The 19,976-nt window shown below is 63.0% G+C and carries 21 protein-coding genes, 1 pseudogene and 1 riboswitch; of the genes and pseudogenes, 13 read left to right on the plus strand and 9 right to left on the minus strand.

Features of this window, described 5'->3' with window-relative positions; genetic code table 11:
- Positions 1–92: 92 nt before the first annotated feature.
- The 8 genes from RA19_RS22895 to RA19_RS22930 all read left to right on the plus strand — a co-directional run bounded on the left by RA19_RS22895 (position 93) and on the right by RA19_RS22930 (position 8,981).
- Positions 93–1,112 carry a succinylglutamate desuccinylase/aspartoacylase family protein gene (locus RA19_RS22895; protein WP_039167346.1) on the plus strand — a complete coding sequence of 340 codons (1,020 nt, stop codon included), beginning with the start codon at positions 93–95 and terminating at the stop codon, positions 1,110–1,112.
- Positions 1,113–1,120: 8 nt separating this feature from the next.
- The gene (locus RA19_RS22900; protein WP_039167348.1) at positions 1,121–2,584 is read left to right on the plus strand and encodes an aldehyde dehydrogenase family protein; all 1,464 of its coding nucleotides are present in this window, start codon (positions 1,121–1,123) and stop codon (positions 2,582–2,584) included.
- 51 nt (positions 2,585–2,635) lie between these two features.
- A complete protein-coding gene (locus tag RA19_RS22905; protein WP_039167350.1) occupies positions 2,636–4,018 on the plus strand; it encodes a Rieske 2Fe-2S domain-containing protein in 1,383 nt (460 codons plus the stop codon).
- Between the two features lie 90 nt (positions 4,019–4,108).
- Complete coding sequence (locus RA19_RS22910; protein ID WP_039167351.1) at positions 4,109–4,747, plus strand: hypothetical protein; 639 nt, start codon at positions 4,109–4,111, stop codon at positions 4,745–4,747.
- On the plus strand, positions 4,738–5,364 hold the full coding sequence (locus RA19_RS22915; protein WP_039167352.1) for a hypothetical protein: 627 nt from the start codon (positions 4,738–4,740) through the stop codon (positions 5,362–5,364). The genes RA19_RS22910 and RA19_RS22915 overlap by 10 nt, the downstream gene beginning before the upstream one ends.
- Positions 5,361–6,566 carry a DUF1116 domain-containing protein gene (locus tag RA19_RS22920; protein ID WP_039167354.1) on the plus strand — a complete coding sequence of 402 codons (1,206 nt, stop codon included), beginning with the start codon at positions 5,361–5,363 and terminating at the stop codon, positions 6,564–6,566. The genes RA19_RS22915 and RA19_RS22920 overlap by 4 nt, the downstream gene beginning before the upstream one ends.
- Positions 6,563–7,870, plus strand: a complete 1,308-nt coding sequence (locus tag RA19_RS22925; RefSeq protein ID WP_039167356.1) for an amidase — start codon at positions 6,563–6,565, stop codon at positions 7,868–7,870. Before RA19_RS22920 ends, RA19_RS22925 begins: the two co-directional genes overlap by 4 nt.
- An 88-nt stretch (positions 7,871–7,958) precedes the next feature.
- On the plus strand, positions 7,959–8,981 hold the full coding sequence (locus RA19_RS22930; RefSeq protein ID WP_039167358.1) for a nucleotidyltransferase family protein: 1,023 nt from the start codon (positions 7,959–7,961) through the stop codon (positions 8,979–8,981).
- 329 nt (positions 8,982–9,310) lie between these two features.
- Here RA19_RS22930 and RA19_RS22935 read toward each other — a convergent pair whose 3' ends face one another.
- From RA19_RS22935 to gstA, 4 genes are read right to left on the minus strand one after another with little or no spacing between them, the layout of a single operon-like run.
- Entirely contained in the window at positions 9,311–10,282 is a 972-nt protein-coding gene (locus RA19_RS22935) for an NAD(P)H-dependent flavin oxidoreductase (RefSeq protein ID WP_039167359.1), read from the minus strand.
- Positions 10,279–10,500 carry a tautomerase family protein gene (locus tag RA19_RS22940; RefSeq protein ID WP_039167360.1) on the minus strand — a complete coding sequence of 74 codons (222 nt, stop codon included), beginning with the start codon at positions 10,498–10,500 and terminating at the stop codon, positions 10,279–10,281. The genes RA19_RS22935 and RA19_RS22940 overlap by 4 nt, the downstream gene beginning before the upstream one ends.
- A 3-nt stretch (positions 10,501–10,503) precedes the next feature.
- Positions 10,504–10,884: a nuclear transport factor 2 family protein gene (locus RA19_RS22945; RefSeq protein WP_039167362.1), complete on the minus strand. Its 381-nt coding sequence runs from the start codon at positions 10,882–10,884 to the stop codon at positions 10,504–10,506.
- The gene (gene gstA / locus RA19_RS22950; protein WP_039167363.1) at positions 10,881–11,492 is read right to left on the minus strand and encodes a glutathione transferase GstA; all 612 of its coding nucleotides are present in this window, start codon (positions 11,490–11,492) and stop codon (positions 10,881–10,883) included. Before gstA ends, RA19_RS22945 begins: the two co-directional genes overlap by 4 nt.
- A 109-nt stretch (positions 11,493–11,601) precedes the next feature.
- Here gstA and RA19_RS22955 point away from each other — a divergent pair, with 109 nt between their 5' ends.
- Positions 11,602–12,486, plus strand: a complete 885-nt coding sequence (locus RA19_RS22955; RefSeq protein ID WP_039167365.1) for a LysR family transcriptional regulator — start codon at positions 11,602–11,604, stop codon at positions 12,484–12,486.
- A 394-nt stretch (positions 12,487–12,880) separates the two neighbouring features.
- Here the strand turns inward: RA19_RS22955 and RA19_RS27695 are convergent, their stop codons facing one another.
- The 5 genes from RA19_RS27695 to RA19_RS22975 form a co-directional block, all read right to left on the minus strand.
- Positions 12,881–13,240 carry a LamB/YcsF family protein gene (locus RA19_RS27695; protein ID WP_082020651.1) on the minus strand — a complete coding sequence of 120 codons (360 nt, stop codon included), beginning with the start codon at positions 13,238–13,240 and terminating at the stop codon, positions 12,881–12,883.
- Positions 13,149–13,745: a carboxyltransferase domain-containing protein gene (locus RA19_RS22960; RefSeq protein WP_152615848.1), complete on the minus strand. Its 597-nt coding sequence runs from the start codon at positions 13,743–13,745 to the stop codon at positions 13,149–13,151. The genes RA19_RS27695 and RA19_RS22960 overlap by 92 nt, the downstream gene beginning before the upstream one ends.
- A 273-nt stretch (positions 13,746–14,018) precedes the next feature.
- Positions 14,019–14,270, minus strand: coding sequence for a hypothetical protein (locus tag RA19_RS26725; protein ID WP_152615849.1), 252 nt, complete (start codon positions 14,268–14,270; stop codon positions 14,019–14,021).
- Positions 14,267–14,791 carry a TlpA disulfide reductase family protein gene (locus RA19_RS22970; protein WP_039167369.1) on the minus strand — a complete coding sequence of 175 codons (525 nt, stop codon included), beginning with the start codon at positions 14,789–14,791 and terminating at the stop codon, positions 14,267–14,269. Before RA19_RS22970 ends, RA19_RS26725 begins: the two co-directional genes overlap by 4 nt.
- Positions 14,792–14,847: 56 nt before the next feature.
- A complete protein-coding gene (locus tag RA19_RS22975) occupies positions 14,848–15,597 on the minus strand; it encodes a hypothetical protein (RefSeq protein WP_039167372.1) in 750 nt (249 codons plus the stop codon).
- 87 nt (positions 15,598–15,684) lie between these two features.
- Here RA19_RS22975 and RA19_RS22980 point away from each other — a divergent pair, with 87 nt between their 5' ends.
- From RA19_RS22980 to RA19_RS22990, 4 genes and pseudogenes are all read left to right on the plus strand, one after another.
- Positions 15,685–16,227 carry a MarR family winged helix-turn-helix transcriptional regulator gene (locus RA19_RS22980; protein ID WP_039167374.1) on the plus strand — a complete coding sequence of 181 codons (543 nt, stop codon included), beginning with the start codon at positions 15,685–15,687 and terminating at the stop codon, positions 16,225–16,227.
- A complete protein-coding gene (locus RA19_RS22985; protein ID WP_039167376.1) occupies positions 16,228–16,926 on the plus strand; it encodes an MOSC domain-containing protein in 699 nt (232 codons plus the stop codon). It abuts the gene before it with no gap.
- A gap of 96 nt (positions 16,927–17,022) precedes the next feature.
- A pseudogene (locus tag RA19_RS27535) lies at positions 17,023–17,211 on the plus strand (IS3 family transposase); the annotation flags it as partial.
- Between the two features lie 465 nt (positions 17,212–17,676).
- Positions 17,677–17,885: riboswitch (cobalamin riboswitch) on the plus strand.
- Between the two features lie 159 nt (positions 17,886–18,044).
- Positions 18,045–19,973, plus strand: a complete 1,929-nt coding sequence (locus RA19_RS22990) for a TonB-dependent receptor plug domain-containing protein (RefSeq protein WP_039167378.1) — start codon at positions 18,045–18,047, stop codon at positions 19,971–19,973.
- Positions 19,974–19,976: the final 3 nt, after the last annotated feature.

Below are 19,976 nucleotides of genomic sequence, written 5' to 3' on the forward strand. Positions count from 1 at the left end.
CATCACACAAGATTTCGTTTTAGGCAATTCACTTTCAGAAAAATTATGCTAGAAGGACTCACGAATTCGAAACCGCCACCCAAAGGATTCAAATGGCCGCCACAGCGCATAACAGCCTGAAAACCACCCTCGACCTCGACGCCGAGGGCTGCCACGCGGGCGATGTGATGTTGAAGTGGTCGGACAATTCGAACCCGCTGGGTTACCATCCGGTCCCCCTCCTCAGCTTCCGCAACGGGGCGGGGCCGACCGTTCTGGTTGTGGGCGGTTCCCACGGTGATGAGTTCGAAGGCCCCGCTGCAATCATGCGGCTGGCGGCGTTCTTGCGCACGGCGGCTTTCACCGGCCAGGTGATCCTGATGCCGGCGCTGAACGCGCCCGCCGTAGCCGCCTCCTCGCGCGTGTCGCCACTGGACGGCGGCAACCTGAACCGCGCCTTCACCGGCGAGCCCGCAGCCGGGCCAACCGCAATGCTGGCAGAGTTCACCGAGCAGGTGCTGCTGCCCCGCTGCGATGCGGTCATCGACCTGCACTCCGGCGGCAAGGCCTCGGTCTTTGCGCCTTGCGTGCTGACCTCGGAAACCCCGGATATAGAGCTGGACCAAGGCAACGCCGCCCTCGCCCGCGCCTTCGGCCTGCCGCTCAACTGGATGCTGGGCGCGCACAACGACCCCCGCTCGCTGAACGCTGCTGCCGCCCGTGCCGGCATCCCGATGATCGCGGCAGAGCTTGGCGGCGGCGGCGGTGCCGACCCCGCAATCACCGCTTTGGCTGAGGCCGGGCTGCGCAACTGCCTGATCCATATGGGCATTTTTCCTGGCACTCTGGAGCCGGCAGAGGAAATGCGCCAGGTCCGCATCACCGCGCCACTGCACTCCCTTTACGCCCCCGCCGACGGTCTGTTCGACCGCCAAACACAAGCCGGGCAGGAAGCCGAGGCAGGCCAGCCCGCAGGCACCTTGCATTTCCCGCTGGAGCCTGAGCGCCCAGCCCTGCCCCTCACCTTCTCCGCCGATGGCTTTATCCTCGCCCACGGCAACCGCGGCATTGTGCGCCGGGGCGAGCTGCTGGCGCTGGTGGCCCAGAACCTCCCCGCCCCCTCAACCCCATAGGAGCCTCCATGCGCGGCTATACCCCTTTCATCAACGGCGAAGACCTGCCTTGGGACGGCCCGTGGCTCGACAGCACCGACCCGGCCACCGGCCAGGCCTGGAGCCGGGTTGCCCGCTGCTCCGCCGCCGAGGCAGACCAAGCCATCAAATCCGCCGACCGCGCTTTCCGCACCGGCCCATGGGCTGAGGCGGGCGCCGCAGCGCGCGCGGACATCCTCGACCGCCTGGCAGGCGCGCTGGAAGCCCGCTGGGAAGAACTCGTCGAGCCCGAGATCCGCGACAACGGCAAGCGCATCACCGAGGTGCGCGGCCAATTCGCAGGGCTGCACAGCTGGTACCGGCATTTCGCTTCCGAGGCCCGCAAGCTGGCCCCCGAACCCCAGGCCAACAGCATTCACGGCGTCGAAAGCACTGGCCACCACCTGCCCTATGGCGTTGTGGTGGCGATCACCCCTTGGAACTCGCCGCTGATGATTCTGGCCTGGAAACTGGCCCCGGCGCTGGCGGCAGGCAACACCGTGGTGGTGAAACCCTCGGAAATGGCCTCGGCCTCGACGCTTGAGTTCGCCCGGCTGGCGCATCAGGCCGGCCTGCCCTCTGGCGTGCTGAACGTGGTGACCGGCCTTGGCCATGAAGCCGGCGAAGCCCTGGTGCGCCACCCGCTGACCCGCAAGGTCACTTTCACTGGCTCCGATATGGGCGGCCGCAAGGTGGCCGAGGCCGCTGCCGCCGGCGTAGTTCCGGCCACGCTGGAGCTGGGCGGCAAGTCCCCGCAGGTGGTCTTTGCCGACGCTGATCTGGAAAACGCCGTCAACGGCGTGCTCTCCGGCATTTTCCTGTCCAACGGCCAGACCTGCGTTGCGGGCTCCCGCCTGCTGCTGCAGGCCCCCATTGCCGAAGCCTTCACCGCCCGGCTGCTGGAACGCGCCCGCGCCTTGCGCCTGGGCGACCCGATGGACCCGGCGACCCAGATCGCACCGCTGGCCAATGAACCGCATCTGCGCAAGGTGCGTTCGATGATCGTGCAGGCCAAGGACGACGGCGCCGAATGCCTGCTCGACGGGCTCGCCACGGCCAACGGGAAAACCGGTTATTACGTTGGCCCCACAGTGTTTTCCGGTGTCACCCAGAACATGCAACTGTGGCGCGAGGAGGTCTTTGGCCCGGTACTCGCCATCGCCCAATTCGATAGCGAAGAAGAGGCCATCCGCCTCGCCAACGACAGCAACTACGGCCTCGCCGCCGGGGTCTGGACCAGTGACACCGCCAGGGGCGCGCGGGCCGCCGCCGCCATCGAGGCGGGCACCGTCTACGTCAACCACTACCGCAGCGTCGACCCAAGCTCTCCGATCGGCGGCATCAAGCTGTCCGGCTACGGGCGCGAGCTGGGTCCGGACGCGGTCAAGGACTTCCTGCAGGCCAAATCCATCTGGACCGGCACCGCGCCGGTGCCGGACCCCTTCCCGGCCTGACACCGAGACGCGCGAGAGAGCCAAAAAAACAAGACGAACACGGAGGATAAGATGAACAAGCCCTTTGACAGAGACCCCTTTGCAGTCCCCGAAGGCAACTTCCGCGGCCATGACCAGCAATCGGTCTGGAGCCAGGCGCATGACCCCGAGCTGACCGAGGTCGGCCCCGGCACCCCCTGCGGCGAATACCTGCGCCGGTTCTGGATGCCGGTGGCGATGACCGACCAGATCAGCGACCTCCCCTACCGCATCCGCATCCTGGGCGAGGACCTGGTGCTGTTCCGCGAAAAGAAAGAGGGCCGGCTCGGCTGCACCCATCTGCACTGCTGCCACCGCAATATGAGCCTGGAATTCGGCATCGTCGAGGAGGGCGGCATCCGCTGCTCCTACCACGGCTGGAAATACGGGCTCGACGGCACCGTGCTGGAGACACCCTGCGAACCGCCCGCAAGCCAGGTCAAGAAAAAGGCCTGCCTCGGCGCCTATCCGGTGGTGGAGTACAAGGGGCTCGCCTTCCTCTACATGGGGCCGGCCGCCGAACGCCCGCCCTTCCCGGTGATGGACACCTTTGACGACGAGGGCGACGAGCTGGTGCCCTATCTGATCAAGTCGCCCTGCAACTGGCTGCAGGTGATGGAAAACGCCTGGGACCCGTTCCACGTGGTCTACTTGCACACCAAGGCCGCGCGGGTGCAGTTCCACGAGGCCTTTGCCCATATGCCGATGATCGAATTCCACGACAGCGCGACGGGCGATTTCTACACCAACGTGCGGCGCGACGGCGATTTCATCTGGGTGCGGGTGCATGACCACATGCTGCCGTCGTTTACCCAGAACGGCGGCCACTTCCCGATCCCCGACCGCTCGCGCTACTTCGGACGCGGCGGGCTGACCCGCTGGATCACCCCGATCGACGACACCAACACCATGGTCATCGCCTGGCGCCACTTCCGCGAGGAACGCTTTAACGACGACCCCCGCGGCATGACCAACCGGGAGGAAGTGGGCTTTGGTAAGACCGATTTCTACGGCCAGGGGCCGGACCGGCCCTATGAGATGCGCCAGCGCGATCCCGGCGACTATGACGCCTGGGTCAGCCAGGGGCCGATCAACGTGCATGCGCGCGAAAACCTGTCGTTCACCGACCGCGGCGTGGCCAAGGCGCGGCGCATGGTCAGGAACGCCATCCGCGCCCTGCAAAAGGGCGAGCGCCCGGCCCAGCCCACCGATGGATTCGACGGGGTGATCCCGACCTATGCCGGCGACACGGTGCTGCGCATCCCGCTGCAGGAGGGCCGCGACGACGGCGCGCTGCAAAAAGAGGTGAGCTTCAAGGTGGCGGAAATCCTGACCTCCGGCGACCACCTGCAGTGCGCCGAGCGGCGGGCCTTCATCGAGGGTGCGCTGAAAGAATACGAGGCCGGCTGGGCCTGAGGAAAGCGGGGATGGGGGCTCTGCCCCCGTCCCGGGCAGGCCCGGGACTCCCCCGGAGTATTTGCACAAAGAAGAAGACAGGGAGAGGACATGACGCGCGTATCCCATAATCCGGGCCGGGTGGACTGGTCGGGGGAAAATCCGGGGATCTACCTGAAACGGGATCCGGGACAGGAGCAATATGACACGCTGGCGCTGTTTTTCCGGGTCGCGCTGTCGCCTTACGGCCGCGGCCATGCGGCGCTGGTGCTGGGGGCGCCGGATCAGGCGCAGGGCTGGCCGCAGGTGCCGAACCTGATAATGACCGACAACCAGCGCCTGATGCGCTGGATCGTCGATGGCTGGGTTGCCAAAATGCCCACTTTCATCGGCAAGCCGGGGCTGCAGGCGATGACCTGGCTGGATTGCAGCAGCGTCGAGAAACGGCCCGGTGATCTGAAGGCGCGCTACTCGGAAACCCTGCGCGGCTCCGGCGTGACGGTGGAGATGGTCTGGCGGGACATGGGGCCGCCGCTGCCGGTTGAGGTGACCAAAGAGAATTCCGCCACCAAGGCGCATGAGATGTACTCGGTCTTTCTGGAGGCCAAGGCAGCGGAGGTTCGGATCAACGGCACCGCCCTGCCCGGCCAGGTGGCGGACCGGCAGTTCTTTGGCCGCACCATGAGCACCGCTTTTCTGGCCTTCTCCGAAACCTGGGTCACACCGCAGGAGGACGCATTATGCCGCTGAATGAACCCGTCACCCCCGGCATTGTCGACTGGACCGGCGAGAACCCTGGCATTCTGCTGAAAGATGAAAACGGCGATTTCAGCGCCATGGCGCTGTTCTTCCGGGTCGCCTGGTCGCCCGCGGGCCAGGGCCAGGTGCTGCTGCTTTACGGCACCCCCAGCGCTATTGAAGGCCCTGCCGAAGCCCCCAACGTGATCCTGTCGGACAATCCGGCCCTGACGGCCTTTCTGAAGGAGAATTTCATCGGCAAGCTGGCGGCCTTTGCCAATGCCCCGGCTTTTGCCACCTTGCCCGAGCTGGGCGCGCAAGCGGTGCGCAGCAGCGGCGATCCAATGGGGCACCGCTATACCGAAACCATCGCAGGCGAGGGCCTCACGGTGGAGCTGGTTTGGGAGCAACTGGAAGCCCCCCGGGCGTTGGAGCTGACACCGGATCAGGTGGGCACCGGAGAGCACACAATGTTCACCCTGCTGGTGCCCGCCCATGCAGCACAGATCATCGTCAATGGCCGCTCCTTGCCCGGCCAATTGGGCACCAGGGTGCAGGCGGGCTATGAGACCACCACCGCCTTCCTCTATTTCTCGGAAACCTGGGTGATCCCGCCGGAGGCCGCATGAGCACTTCCGCCAATCTGCATCCCGCCGACCAGCTGGCCTTTGACAAGGCCATGGTCACCCAGCCGGTGTGGAACCGGTTCAATACCGCAGCCGAGGCGCTGGAGTTGCCCGAAAACGTGCTGCTGCACGCCGGGCCTGCCTTTGCTGCCGTTGATGACATCACCCTGCCGATCCTGAATTCCGCTTGTGTTGCAGCGGTTTACGAGGGTTTGGCGCGCGATTTCGACCAAGCGGAGGCGATGATCCGCGCGAGCGAAATCCTGCTGAAACCGGCCCAGGATCACGACGTGGTCACTCCTTTGGCCGCCGTTGTCAGCGCCTCGATGCCGCTACACACCGTCTACGACGCCTGGCGCGGGACGCAGCGGATCTTTACTCCGATCAATGGCGGCTCGCGCCCGGCGATGCGGCTGGGACTGCGGTCCGAGGCGGTGCTGGCGCATATCCGCTGGCTCAACACAAGGTTCCTGGATGTGTTGGAGAAAGGTCTCGCCGAAGGCATGGCGCTGGTGCCGCTGGCGGCCTTGGGCCTGGCCGGAGGCGACGACTGCCACGGGCGCACGCCGGTGGCCGGTGCAGCGCTGGCGGCTGAAATTACCGACCGCACTGCCGAGAGGCTGACGGATGAGGATGCGCTCGAGTTCCTGCACAGCTCGCCCTCGCTGTTCCTGAACTTGTGGATGGCCGCCACCAAGATCATGATGAAACTGGCCGAGGGCATCGAAGGCTCCAGCTTCATCACCGCCGCGGGCGGCAACGGGCGTGAGGTTGGCATCCAGGTCTCCGGCCTGCCCGGCCAGTGGTTCACCACCCCTGCCAGCCCGCCGCGCGGCAGTTTCGACGTGGACCTGCCCGGGACCCGCGCCCTGGGCGCCATCGGCGACAGCGCGGTGGTCGAGGCTTTTGGCCTTGGCGCTATGGCAATCGAACTCAGCCCGGAGCAGAAGAAGGCCCAGGGCGCCTATCTGCCGGACAACGCCAAGGTGCGGACCTCGGGCCTCTCGGTGGGTGCGCACCCCTACTTCCGGGACCTTGAGATCCGGCTGGGCTCCACCGCTCGCGGCGCAGTGTCTGCGGGCGCCGGTCCGGTGATCTCGCTGGGCATTCTCGACCGGGAAGGCACCGCCGGGCGGCTGGGCGGCGGCATCTACGACATGCCGGTCGCACCTTTTGCCGACGCGATGGAGGCGCTGGACGCATGAGCGGGCTGAACCTTCTGCCGGCATATGAGATCGCCGCCCGCATCCGGGCGGGTGAGGCCACCCCCAGCGCGGTGATGCGGGACCATCTGGACCGCATCGCCGCGCGCGAGCCGCAGATCGGGGCGTTTCAATACCTCGACGCGGCGCGCGCGATGGAGCGGGCCGAGGCTGCTGACCGCTCCCCCGTCAGCGGCCCGCTCCATGGCGTGCCTTTTGCGGTGAAGGACATCATCGACACTGCAGATATGCCCACCGGCTGGGGGTTCGACCCCTATGCCAGCCGCCAGCCGGACCGGAACGCGGCCTGCGTGGACGCCATGATCGCGGCCGGCGCCATTCCCATCGGCAAGACGGTGACCACCGAGTTTGCCTATTTCAAACCGGGCAAGACCGCCAATCCTCACAACCCGGCCCATACGCCGGGCGGTTCCTCCTCGGGCTCGGCGGCGGCGGTTGCGGACTTCATGGCGCCGCTGGCGCTGGGGTCGCAGACTGCGGCGTCGCTGGTTCGGCCTGCAGCCTATTGCGGGGTGGCAGCTTTCCGTCCCACCACCGGCGGCTTTGACCTGGGCGGTGTGATGGGGCTGTCGCCTGCGCTCGATACGCTGGGAGTGCTGGCGCGCGATGTGAAAGACCTGATCCTGGCCCGCGCAGCGCTGACGGCTATGGACCTGCCGCCGCCGCCGGATTTCACCGATAGCCTGCCGCGGATCCAGCTGATGCGCGGGCCGCACTGGCAGGATGGGTCGATCGAGATGCGCGACACCTGCACCAGGGCGCTGCAAGTACTTGCCGCGACCGGGGCGGAAACCGGCGAGACCGCTCACCCGCCAGTTTTTGCCAGCCTTACCCAGGCGCAGATCACCGTCATGGGATACGAGGCCGCCCGCGCCCGCACTCATGAATTCGAGGCGTTCCGCAATGAAATCAGTCCGCAATTTGCGGCCCTTATAGAAGCCGGGCTGAAGGTGAGCGATGCCGGCTACCACGCGGCTCTGGCCACGCGGGACCATGCCAATGCCATTCTGGACCAGCTGCTTGGCGATGCTGACGCGCTGCTGGTGCCTTCCGCACCCGGACCGGCCCCTGCGGGGCTGGAGGCCACCGGCGATCCGCTGTTCTCGCGCATGTGGAATCTGCTGCAGCTCCCTGCAGTGGCCCTGCCCTTTGGCACGGATGCAAACGGCCTGCCTCTCGGCATCCAGCTGATCGCCCGCCGCGGCGATGATCTGCACCTGCTTAATGTTGCCGCCTGGGTGCAGCAGGCCCTGTCCCTGGCAATTGAAACCGCAGCGCAGCCTTGACCGCCGTCAATTTACCCCACAATAATTGTTTTGTGGGGTAAAATTTGCACCATGTTACCCCACAAAATTTTTTTCGTGGGGTAAGTCGATGGCCCAGCATCACACTGCAACCGGAACAGCAGCCTGGACAGATCTTCTGCGCTCTCTCAAGGACAGCGCGGTCTCCGGCCTGCGCGGGGCTCCTAAACGCAAGGTGATCGGCAGCAAGGCCTATTGGTACGACCACTACCGGATCGGCACGGCAACCGCCGACCGCTACATCGGCGAAGACACCGAAGAGCTGCGCAGCCGCCTGTCCCGCCAAAAGGCCCTCGCCCAGAGCGAAAAACAGGCCGGCCGCGACCGCGCGCGGCTGATGCGAACCTTGCGAGCCGAAGGCTACCTAATGACCGATGCGGGCACCGGACAGATAATCTCGGCGATGGCCAAAACCGGTGTATTCCGCCTCGGCGGTACCCTGGTCGGCACCCAGGCTTTCCGCTGCTACGAGGGCGAGTTGGGCGTGCGGATCGGCTTTGACCAGGCCGCGGTAACCGACGACATCGACATCGCCAGCTTCGAACGCCTGTCGCTGGTGCTGCAGGACAGCGTCGACAGCCCCCTGGCCGAGGTGTTCTCCGAGCTGAAATTCGACCCTGTCCCGGCTCTCGGCAAAGGCAAAGTCTGGCGCTGGCAGCAGACTGCGCGGCGCACGTTAGTCGAATTCCTCACCCCTTCCTTCAGCGAGCAGGAAAAAATCCGCGACCTGCCTGCTCTCGGCGTCAGCGCCCAAAGCCTGCATTTCCTGAACTATCTGATCGCCGAACCCCTTCAGACTCCGCTGCTCTACCGGTCCGGCGTGCTGATCCAGATCCCCCGGCCCGAACGCTATGCGATCCACAAACTTATAGTCGCCGACCGCCGCCGCGGCGGCCCGGATGCACTGAAGTCGAGAAAAGACCGCACCCAGGCCGCTTTCCTGATCAGCGTGCTGGCCAATGAGCGCCCTGAAGACCTGGCTGAGGCCTATGAAGACGCTCTGGACCGCGGTCCCGCCTGGCGCAGCCGCATCGCTGCAAGCCTAAGCAAGATGCCGGAGACGCAGGCTGTTCTTGAGGAGATTGGACGATAAGCCTTGGGACACCACTGCATTTGTACCACAGACCAGCCTTTAGGTGGCTTTCCGGAATTCAACGGCAGAAACAGTCGGGACGATTGGCAGCCAGCAGTTTCTGGCTCCGTTGGCTCTCAAGCCCTGCTCGTTGATTTCGGATTAGGTCTGCGCGGGGACAGGCAAAAGCGTTCCTCGAACTTTCGCTGCCCCGCCGGGCCCCGGTCCATGCACATCTGTTATGAACCGGACGTAACGGCCCCTTCTGGTTCGGTACATTTTCATGCGGCCGGTTTCAGATAGCGACTGTTCATCCGCCCCAAGCGCAAACCGCATGAACACTGCGCTCTTTAACAAACCGTGATAGAGGCTGCCCTCGTTAGACAACGCTGTGCAACTGCGGTGAGGTTCTCGAGAATACTGCCGGCAGGCGGAGCCGAGCTGATAAGGCCGATGCCTTCCCCAACAAAGACGGTTGCCACATCCGGATCCCCGGCCTCCTGAGCTGCCGCCCATCTGGCAGCTTCGGCACCCGCCTCCAGTTTCAAGGTATCCTCGGAGCCGTGCCATTTCTGAATGAAAGGATTGCGCAGAACGCGGCCGTTGTAGCGGCCGGGCCAGTCGAAGCCGCGGACCACATCGACCACCCGTGTGCGAACTGTGCTGTCACCCGTTGCCGACAACGCGCGATCCAGAATGCGCGGATGCACCAGCGCCTCGCGCGAGGCCCAGAACCGCGTGCCGATCACCGCGCCATCCGCCCCGAGCATCAGGGCCGCTGCCAGGCCGCGGCCGTCTGTAATGCCGCCGGCGGCACACAGCAGCGCCTCGCTGTTCTGGCGCGCGATCTCGTCCGCGACCTCAGGAACCAGGGCAAAAGTGCCGCGCGACTCGCCATGGCCGCCGGCATCCGCCCCCTGCGCAACGATAATATCTGCGCCGCAGTCCAGCGCCTGCTGCGCATCGCGCAGGGTCTGAACTTGGCAGATCAGCGGCACGCCGGCGTCCCGGATCGCGGGCGCAAACGGCGCTGGGTTGCCAAAGGACAGGAACAGCGCCGCGGGACTGCGCTCCAGTACCTGATCGAGAAGCTGCGGCTGTTCCGCAAGTTTCCAGGTGATCAGCCCGCAGCCTACACGGGCGCCCCCGGCGATGCCGAACTGCTGATCTATCCACCCGGCATCTCCGTAGGCGCCTCCGATCATGCCCAGCCCTCCGGCATTGGAGACGGCGCTGGCCAGCGCGCCGCCTGCGGCAAAGGCCATTGGCGCCTGAATCACCGGACAGGTGATCCCCAGCGCTTCTGTCAGCCGTGTCTTCATTGCGCCCGTCTCCGGTAATCCTGCACCGGCAGGCCGCCAACACCCCAATCCTCCAGCGGGATTTCGTCGATCACTACAAAGGTTGTCGCCGGGTTCTTGCCTAGAATGTCACGCAGCAGCCCGGTCACTCCAGAAATCAGCTGCGCCTTCTGGTCTGCGCTTGGGCCGGTGCCGTCAGGGCCGCCCTCGCGGGTCACTTTGATGTTCACATAGGGCATCGGTCAGTCCTTTCGCGGAACATAGGAGAACACTTTAGCGACGATGCGCCATTCGGCGCCGTAGCGGACAAGGGTGAGCAGATCGTGGAAATCCCGCCCCATCATGGTCATGCGGGCGCTGACGCGGGCCAACCTGTCGCCGGCAAAGGCGATCTCCAGGATCTCCTCCTCCCGCGGGTCACCGCGTTTGGTCGGCGGCTCGCGCCGGTCCACGCGGCTCATGTAGGTTTCAAGATCCAGATACAGCTCATCATCTTCAGTGGCGCAGACATAGGCCAGCTGCGGGTGGAAGACCTCGCGCAGCATGGCGCTGTCAGCCTGGTGGAGACCCTCGAAATAGGCCTCCATCAGTTCGCCGACCTGTTTATGGGCGGCAGGCGTCATTGGATCAGCCCCTCTGCCCGCATTGCGGCCTGAGCAGACGGTCGGGCGGCACTGCGGCCCACGAAGGCGGCCAGATTGGGCCAGCGGGCCAGATCAATGCCGGTGAAATTGGCCCAGTTTGCCACCACGAACAAATAGGCATCCGCAACAGAGAACCGGCCTTCAACCAGCCACTCGCGGCCATCCGCCAGCTGGGTCTCAATGAAATCGAATTTACCCGCAACAGCTATGCGCGCTTCGTCTTTCCCGGCCTCAGAGGTGCCCTCGCGGAACAGCGGGCCAAAGGCCTTATGCAGCTCGGTTCCGATCCAGTTGAGCTGTTCCTGCATCCGGGCGCGGGCCATGGTGCCGGCCGCAGGCGCCAGTCCTGCCTTCGGATTGCTGTCCGCAATGTACTGCAGAACAGCAGCCCCTTCGGTCAGGATGCTGCCATCGTCCAGGCCCAGGGCCGGAACATAGCCTTTTGGGTTGATCGCGCGATAGTCTGCACCGCTTTCGGTCCGGCCCGCTGCGGTATCAACGGCTTCGATTTCAAACGGCAGGCCGGTTTCCTGCAGTGCGATGTGGCTGGCCAGCGGGCAGGCTCCGGGTTTGTAGTAGAGTTTCATGACAGTCTCCTGTGGTAAGCGATGATCTCTGACTACGCCCGATTACGATCTATTGATAATATTGAGTTTTCACACTTATGATCGAAATACCTAATCATAGAGCGAATGGATGAAACACGACCAGCTCCTTGCCTTGGAGGCAATTGTCTCAACCGGTACCTTCCGCGGTGCGGCGGAGCGTCTGCATAAATCCCAGTCCGCCATCAGCCACACAATCCGCCAGCTGGAAGAAGAACTGGAGCTGGAACTGTTCAGCCGGGCGGCCTACCGCCCCTCGCTCACCCCTGAGGGTGAAATCTTCTACCGCGAGGCATTGCGGGTGCTGCGGCAGATGCAGGGGCTCCGCACCACGGCGGCCCGGCTGCGTGCCCGCGAAGAGCCGGAGCTGACGATTGCTGTCAGCGCAACAATGGATTTGGACCCGCTGCTCCCTGTGCTTGCGGACACCGGACGGTGCCACCCTGCAACCCACCTGCGGCTGCGTATGGAAATGATGGGAGGGCCGATTGCCCGCCTGATGGAGGGTCAGGCGGACATCGTGCTTGCGTCGCTTGAGGGCGTACCGCTGGAGGATGTGGAGGCCGAGCCGGTCGCCGAGGTAACGATCCGGCCCGTGGCCAGCCCCAGCTTGAACCTGTCTGACGGTTCCCGCGCAATATCGGCACTGGAAATGCAAAGCCATGTGCAAGTGATTGCGGCTGGAACCGGAGGCGCTGCATATGAACAAAGCCGGGATCTGCTGCCCGGCGGTTTCAAGTGGACCGTTTCCGATCTGTCAGCAAAGAAAAAGGTGATCCTCGCCGGCCTCGGCTGGGGTGGCCTGCCTGACCATATGACAGAGGAGGAGCGGCGCAGCGGGGCATTGGTTTCCCTCAATCTGGAGACCTTTCCAGTGCGCCGGACGATGATTTTCAAGATGCGGCGCAAAGACCAGCCGCCGGGCGTCGTTGCAGACGAACTTTGGAGTAAGATTGGGACTGCTGACACGGCCTAACGCAGAAAATGTCCGGTTTTGCAGACTTCCTCGGCCTGAATATTGATGCCTCTCTTTTTGATTAGGCTGCTGTCGCTGCGGCGTGCGCAGCCTGGCCGCCGATCGCAGTGATAGCGTCTCTCTTCCGCTTCCCGGCAACGGATAAGTTGCACCGGCGGGAAGAACTTACCTCCTGCGGAGCATAAGGGCAGAACGGTTTGCTTTCGCTATTGCCGCTCGGGCCATTGGCGGACAAAAGTTCGCTCCGGAACCAGCCGCACAATTCTGCTGTGGCTGGCATAAAGGCCCGATTTCCACCGAACACGGTGAACCGGCCGTTCCATATGCTTGCTCTGAGCATGCTCCGGGACGGCGGCTGCCCCCATGCCGCCGACTGGGAGGGCGTCGCCTGTGCCTATGCCCCGCCATCAAATCGAGCGGTGCCAATGCCTTCTGACCTAAGCGCTTCACGGATCCTTTTGGCGCCCAAATCTGCATCAGCCGTACCACCGTGCAAACATATGGTGTCGATGCGTGTGGCAATCCTGGTTCCATCAGTGGTGACGATCGTACTTTCTTTGAGCATTCTGACCACGCACAGCGCAATTTCGCCGGGCTGAAGAAGCCGGTTTGCGTCCCGGCCATCATCCGCATGGTGCCGCCATCGAGCCTTGGCGCCGGATCTAGGTGCTGGCCGATGCCATGCAAGCCTTCGTCCTCTCCGAGCGGCCGGCGAGCAACAGGTGGCTGGCGTTCCTGACCAACGGAGCGCCATTCAGGCTGGCCTGCATCACCGCGCCGGTCTGGGCGATGCGCATGTCTTTAGAGGCTTCAAACTCACTGCCCGCACGGGCGCCGCCGCCGGGATCGGATTGCATCATTGCGAGCACTTCCACTCCGACGAGTTCAAACTGCAACTCATCGCCAGGCCCCTTTACAAAAGGGTCATCCGTGTCCGAAGGGAACAGCTGGAAACAGATCTGGCCGGCATGACGCCAGCCGATGGGCGTGGACACAGGGAACAGCACCAGCTTCCGGATTGCCTCCGCCAAGGCTCCTGCCGGGACGCGGCTGGTCAACCTGCTCAGTCTCGGGATGTCCCAGGCGGGCGGCAACTTTCCCAGATGGGGCTGGCCGGGGGCGAAGCCGATGGTCTGCACCTGCACCCGAGTTTGCGTCAGTGAGGCACTGATCTCCTCGGCAGAGAAGCCTGCAGCATGGGAGGCTTCCTCCAGCTGCGGCGCCAGTTCCCTTCCGAATACCGCGGGCACCCGCCACAGCCTGCGGCTTTGCTGTCATGGCGCGGCGCGGCTTGTCTGTCTTCACGGGGCCAGCAGATGTGCCAGCTTCTCCCGGTCCAGAGCGCCTCGGAAAGCCAGCAGAAGTCCCGGCATCACGCACATGGTTAGCACGGCGGGTTCGGTCGGGGTGGCAAAACCTGCGTAAATCGAGCCGGCAGCAACCAGAAAATCCCGAACGGCGGCACCAGCGCCGACAGTGCTATGAGCCGCTCGGCCCCCAATCCGGGCGTAGAAAGCGCCCACTAGATCCACCTACGGCGCTGCATTTTTAGCGTTCAGGCCGGTCGAGCCAATTGCGAGCAAAGCAGCCTCCTTCATAGTTTTGAGTTCTTCTCCTTCCGCCAAGACGCCGGACCGACCAACTTGGACTTGCAAAGGCCTTTCGGCGGGCCGCCGTCCAACAAAGATCAGCGCCAGCCCGCCCCGGTCATGTGTCTCGGCAATGGCAGGCACTTTCGCTAAAGATTGTCCTCCATGAAAAGCAGTCTGGCGCAGCTCTTTCACACGGTGCAGCCATGATCACCGCATCGGCTGGCCGAGCCGGGCTGCTGTCCCGGCGCCCTCGCAGCAGCCTTGCCGGCAAGCAGGCTGCCAATCTCTGCACCCATCTGCAGCTTTGAAACCTGGCCAAAGTGATGTGCTGCAATCCGGCCCGACGGATCCAGCAGAACCAGGCTGGGCGTTCCATGCATGCCGTAGGCGGTCATGGTTTCCGGCAGCGGCCCTGCCCCTTGTTTGTCGACCGCTACAGGAAACGTAATGCGGTACTCGTGCAGAAAGGCCTTCAGCGATACCGGCCTCATGGCGTCATGGTGTTCAAAGACGGTGTGCAGCCCGATCACCGCGACCTGATCGCTGGAAAAGTGCCGCTGTACCTCCTGTGCCAATGGAATACCGTGGACGACACAGCCGGGGCACAGCATCTGGAAGGCCTTGATCAGGACAACCTTTCCGTGGAAATCCGAAAGCTTGAGGTTTTTGCCAGTGTTGAACCATTCACTGACCTGCAGTTCTGGCGCTTGCATATTGGTCTCTCCTGTTCTGCAGCCGGCTGCTTGTTTGGAGCGGCCGGCTGATGCCGTTACTGAAGCTTGCCCGGCAGGCTCAGATCGCCTGAGGCAACATCGAATACATCCGTGACGCACAGCAGCGGCGCGTGAATGCTGGCGTTCACCCGCAGGGCGGATGTGACGCCGTCATAGGCTGCACCTTCCAGCTGGACATCGCTGGCAAAGCCGGCATTCACCTTGATCTCCGGCCCGTCGAACAGCGGAGTGAACCCGGGGCTGTCCAAGAAGATCGGGAAACCCGGCCAGGTCGCGGGGAGCTTGGGCGTCGTTCCTTCGGGGATGTCGCGCACCGCGAGAGCCCCCGGACCGCAGGCTTCAGTCGGAGTAAGAACCACCCAATGGCTGTGCCATTCGATACCGTCGTTGGCCGGGTCGCCATCCCCGTTTTCATCAAAAAGCGGGGTGTCGTCAAAATCCGGATGGCTGGTCGCGGCCATTGCCAGAATGCCAGTGCCGCTCTCAAAGCCCACTGCCGAGGGATCCAGAGATGTGGGCCAGACGTAGGACCAGACATCGGACCCGCCCACTGCCCCGGTTGCGGCTGGAACCGATGCCCCGGCGGTGCCGCTGGTGGTCATGTGGAAGGTCACAGTGTTGCCGTTGCGGTGTGCATGCGCCGCAAGAATGTCGAAATCCGCCACCTTGCCGGCATCAGCCGGAGAGATGACAGCCCCCTCCTGATGAAGGGCATGATCGCCGCCCGCAACAGCGGGTGAGGCTCCGAACGCAATGGCGGCAAGGGCTATCCAGGAACTTTTCATTTCGCATCTCCAGCTATTTGATAGCGACTCGCTACTATATAGAAAAACGCATTGCAACTTTAATTTCGACTCGCTACTTGTTGCCGTATGAGAAACGACCACGGCATCCGCATCCTCATCAACCGCCTTGCCAGGATAGATTCCGCCTCCGGCTGGACCGGCGGCCTGAACCCGACACAAAGGGCAGCGCTGGAGTATCTGTCTGAGGCAAACCAGTTTTCCCGGTCGCCGTCGCATGTCGCCGAGTATCTGGGGACAACCCGCGGAACGATGTCCCAGACGCTGAAGGCGCTGGTGCGCAAGGGATACGCCGCAGAACGCCGGCAAAAGTCCGACCAGCGGTCAATTTCCTATGAACTGACCGAGGCAGGCCAGGCCGCGGCGACAGAACCCAATCCGATTGCCGACGCAATTGGCAACCTGCCCGCCGATGCCCAGGCCGCACTCAAGGACGGGCTGCTTCTAAGCTTGAAACTGGCTCTGGCGGCTAACGGCGGCCACTCGTTCGGGAAATGCAAGACCTGCGCCTACCATGACGCCAGTTCTGAAAACGGCTTTTGCACCTTGCTGGGGCTCGGTCTGGAGGCCGGCGAAAATGACAAGATCTGCATCGAACACAAAGAGGCCTGAATGACCCTTCCTGACCTGTCGGCAGAAATCGGCGGCATTTTCCTGGGCAAAGTTCAGGACCGATGGGCGGGGAAACCACCCTCCGCCATTCAAAAAAACAAAGTGTCCGGCCCCCAGGCCCTTACGCTGACCGGTTTTTCAGATGATGCGCAAGCGGACCTGACTGTGCACGGCGGTGAAGAAAAGGCCATTCACCACTATGCACTCGATCACTATGCAGCCTGGCAGAGCGAGGGTCACATGGCCGCAGGCACGGTACCTGCTGCCTTTGGTGAAAACATCACAACTACCGGTTTGACCGAAGAAGATCTCTGCATCGGAGACATCCTGAGGCTGGGCACAGCAACCGTTCAAATCAGCCAGGGCCGCCAGCCCTGCTGGAAGCTGGGATTGCACACCAGCAGCGAAAAGATGCCCTACCTGTTCCAGAAAACGGGCCGCACTGGATGGTATTACCGGGTGCTGGAAACCGGCGCGGCTGCAGCGGGCGACCGGATAACACTGATTGAAAGACGCAACCCGAACTGGAGTGTTCAGGTCGTGACCCGCGCCCGGCTGACACGCAGGGTGTCCCGTGATGATGCTGACGCCTTGGCAAACTTGGCTGACTTAGCCCCCGGCTGGAGGCAGGCATTCGAACGCATGGCCGAGGGCGAGACAACAGAAGACACAAGGGCAAGGCTTGCTGGTCAGGACTGATACCGAAGCATTGCTGACCTCGGCCAGGGAAGCTGCGCAATAAATACTGCTTTTTCGGCTGTGAATGGCTGCATGCACTGACCGGAAAAGTTGTTCCCGCGATCGCAGCGAAAGTCTGCATTCCTGCTTGTCTGGCTGAACGGTGGCTCCGGCGTCCGGCTTTGGCCAGAATACCCGCATCGCATCTGGAGCTATGACTTTGTCCATTGCCGGACGGAGGATAGCAAAGCATTCCGTGCGCTGAACATCCTCAATGGACATAACTTGGAGAGCCTGCCTATCCGGGCGACGTGATCGACGCCTCGGGCTGCTTGTGCTTCTTGTGCGGATGCCCGGCCGGTATGCAGCGGGGCCAACAACCGTAACGGGCTCTTAGCGCCCGCCTATGCTCCTCGCAGCGGGCGTTCCGGATCAGTCTAACCAGACCAATACATGCTGCCTTCAGTATTCCAAAAACCACAGCGCACCGGGTTCAAAGCAGCCGTTCTGCAGCAGGTGCAACGTTTTAAAGGCACTGCAAATTTGAAGACCGGCGAGCGGCCATCTGCTTCACCATGTACTACGAGATCAGTATGCGGCTGTGTTTCCAAGTAGGACCCTTAGGCCCAATCGCGTTAGCCCTCCTTGTCCAGAATAAATGTGTAATTACAGCACGATAACGCAATGAACTTCTTGCAATGACGGTTCATGGGAACCGCGGCAGAGGCACCCAACGAGACAATGGCGCTTGACAGAATACGCTCAGTTTGCCTAAGTCCCGGCCATTCTGGTCCGGCTGGGAGACCACCCGGGTAAAAGGGAACACGGTGAGGTGTAGCCAACAGGCGCCAAATCCGTGACTGCCCCCGCAACTGTGAGCGGAGAGCAATGCTGCGGTATGCCACTGCCCCAAGGGGCGGGAAGGCGCGGCAAAGCCTCGACCCGCGAGTCAGGAGACCTGCCAGGATGATCACCCTGTCCGGGTGCGGGGCGCGCTGAGGACAACGGACTTCCGTAGTGGTGGCAGTTTTCACCGTCTGCGGAGGCAATGCCTTCCAAAGACCAAAATCTGACCATGCTGCCCGCTCCGGGCAGCCGCTTGGCCTGCGTCTGTTCGCGCGGGCCGGGAGGAATTGACTATGCGCAAGGCAAGCTTGCCCCCTATCACTGCGATGGCCGTGGCCCTCGCCGCCGCCCCCGCAATCGCAACCGCCCAGGATACCGACGTCACCGATCTGGGCGAAATCATCGTCTCCGGCGGCCTGACCCCGGTAGAAGCTCAGAAATACGGCCGGTCAGCTTCAGTTGTAACCAGCGAGGAAATCGAAAAACGCGGCATCACCACCGTGCAGGACGCGCTTCGGTCGCTTCCCGGTGTCATGATCAACGGCGCCGGCGACAGCTTTACCCAAGTCCGCATTCGCGGCGGTGAAGCTAACCACACCCTGATCCTGATCGACGGCGTCGAAGCCACCGGCGGCGACCGCGAATATATCCTGTCCGGCCTGGACACAGCCAATATCGAACGGATTGAGGTCCTGCGCGGTCCGCAGTCGGTGTTCTACGGCTCCAACGCCTCCAACGGCGTGATCAACATTATCACCAAGACGGGCGGTATCGGCACTGAATACGGCGGCAGCGCCGAAGCCGGCTCAGACGGCTACCGGGCATCTGCACGGGTTTCCACCCGCACCGAACGCGGCGGCATCACCTTCAGCCTCACCCATGACAACGACGACGGCTATGACGCTTCCGGCGACGGCGGCGAAGAGGACGGCATCCGCCGCAACACCGCCCAGTTGAAGGGCGACTACCTTGTCACCGACCGCCTGAAGCTTGGCTTCAATTTCCGCACCTCTAACGAACACTATGACAACGACAGCACGACGGATAGTGCTGCGGTTCCGGAGGGGTATGTAGTGGATGACACGGCGCCTTTCAGCGACCGGGAGGAGCAGCAGGCCCAGGTCTACGCCGAATTTGATTCCCTGGGCGGTCGTATAAAGCAGCGGCTGTCTTTTGAGCGCACGGATTTCGATCAGTCCTTCAGCGGCTTCGCCCCTACAGAAACCAAGACGGAAGCCGCCAAATACCTTCTGAGCTTTGGCCTTGACGGGCAGCGTGCAGATGAAGCGGACCACCTGCTGAATGTTCTGGCAGAATGGGAAGAAGACAGCAGCAGCAGGAACCCAGCGTTTATCCGTGAAACGAAATCACTGGCACTGGAGTACCGCGGCAGCTTTGCAAACGGGCTGGACCTTCAACTTGGCGTCCGACATGACGACAACAGCGTCTTTGACGATGCCACCACTTGGACGGCCAGCGCCTCCTACACCTTTGCCGGCAGCGGCGTGCGTCTGCACAGCTCGACAGGCACCGGTATCGCCGACCCCGACTATTTCCAACTATTTGCGAACGATACTTTCACAAGTGCCTTCGGGGCATCCACTTTCAGGGGTAATCCAAACCTGACGCCGGAAGAAAACCGGAGTTTTGATGTCGGGATCGAAGTGCCTTTCCTGCAAAACCGCGGTGTCATCGACGTGACTTACTTCAAGGAAACGCTGACCGGGGAAATTGAGAGTTTCTTTGCCGGCACGGATCCGGATCCGGCAATCGGGAGCGTCTTCAACTACCGCAACCAGGCGGGTGACAGCGACCGCGAAGGTTTCGAAGTATCTGCGAGCCTGGATGCTACAGACAATCTTCTCCTGAATCTGTCCTACACCTACCTGGATGCCACCAACCCTAATGGTTCGGTCGAGGTCCGCCGCCCGGAACACGAACTGCTGCTCAGCGCCACCGTGCAGACCTTCAACGGCCGCGGCTCTGTGACCACAGATATCCGCCATGTGGCAGGCAATTGGGACACCCAGTTCTTCGGCTCATTTGCAACCGCCGAGCTGCCGGACTACACCACGGTCGATGTATCAGCCCAGTATGACCTGACAGACAACGTGGTGCTGACCGGCCGCGTCACCAACCTGTTCGACGAGGAATACTCGGACGTCTGGGGCTACGCCAAACGCGGCCGCGCCGCCTATATCGGCGTAAGGGCCTCGTTCTGATCC

The sequence above is a fragment of the Leisingera sp. ANG-M1 genome, assembly GCF_000813745.1.
GTDB lineage: Bacteria > Pseudomonadota > Alphaproteobacteria > Rhodobacterales > Rhodobacteraceae > Leisingera.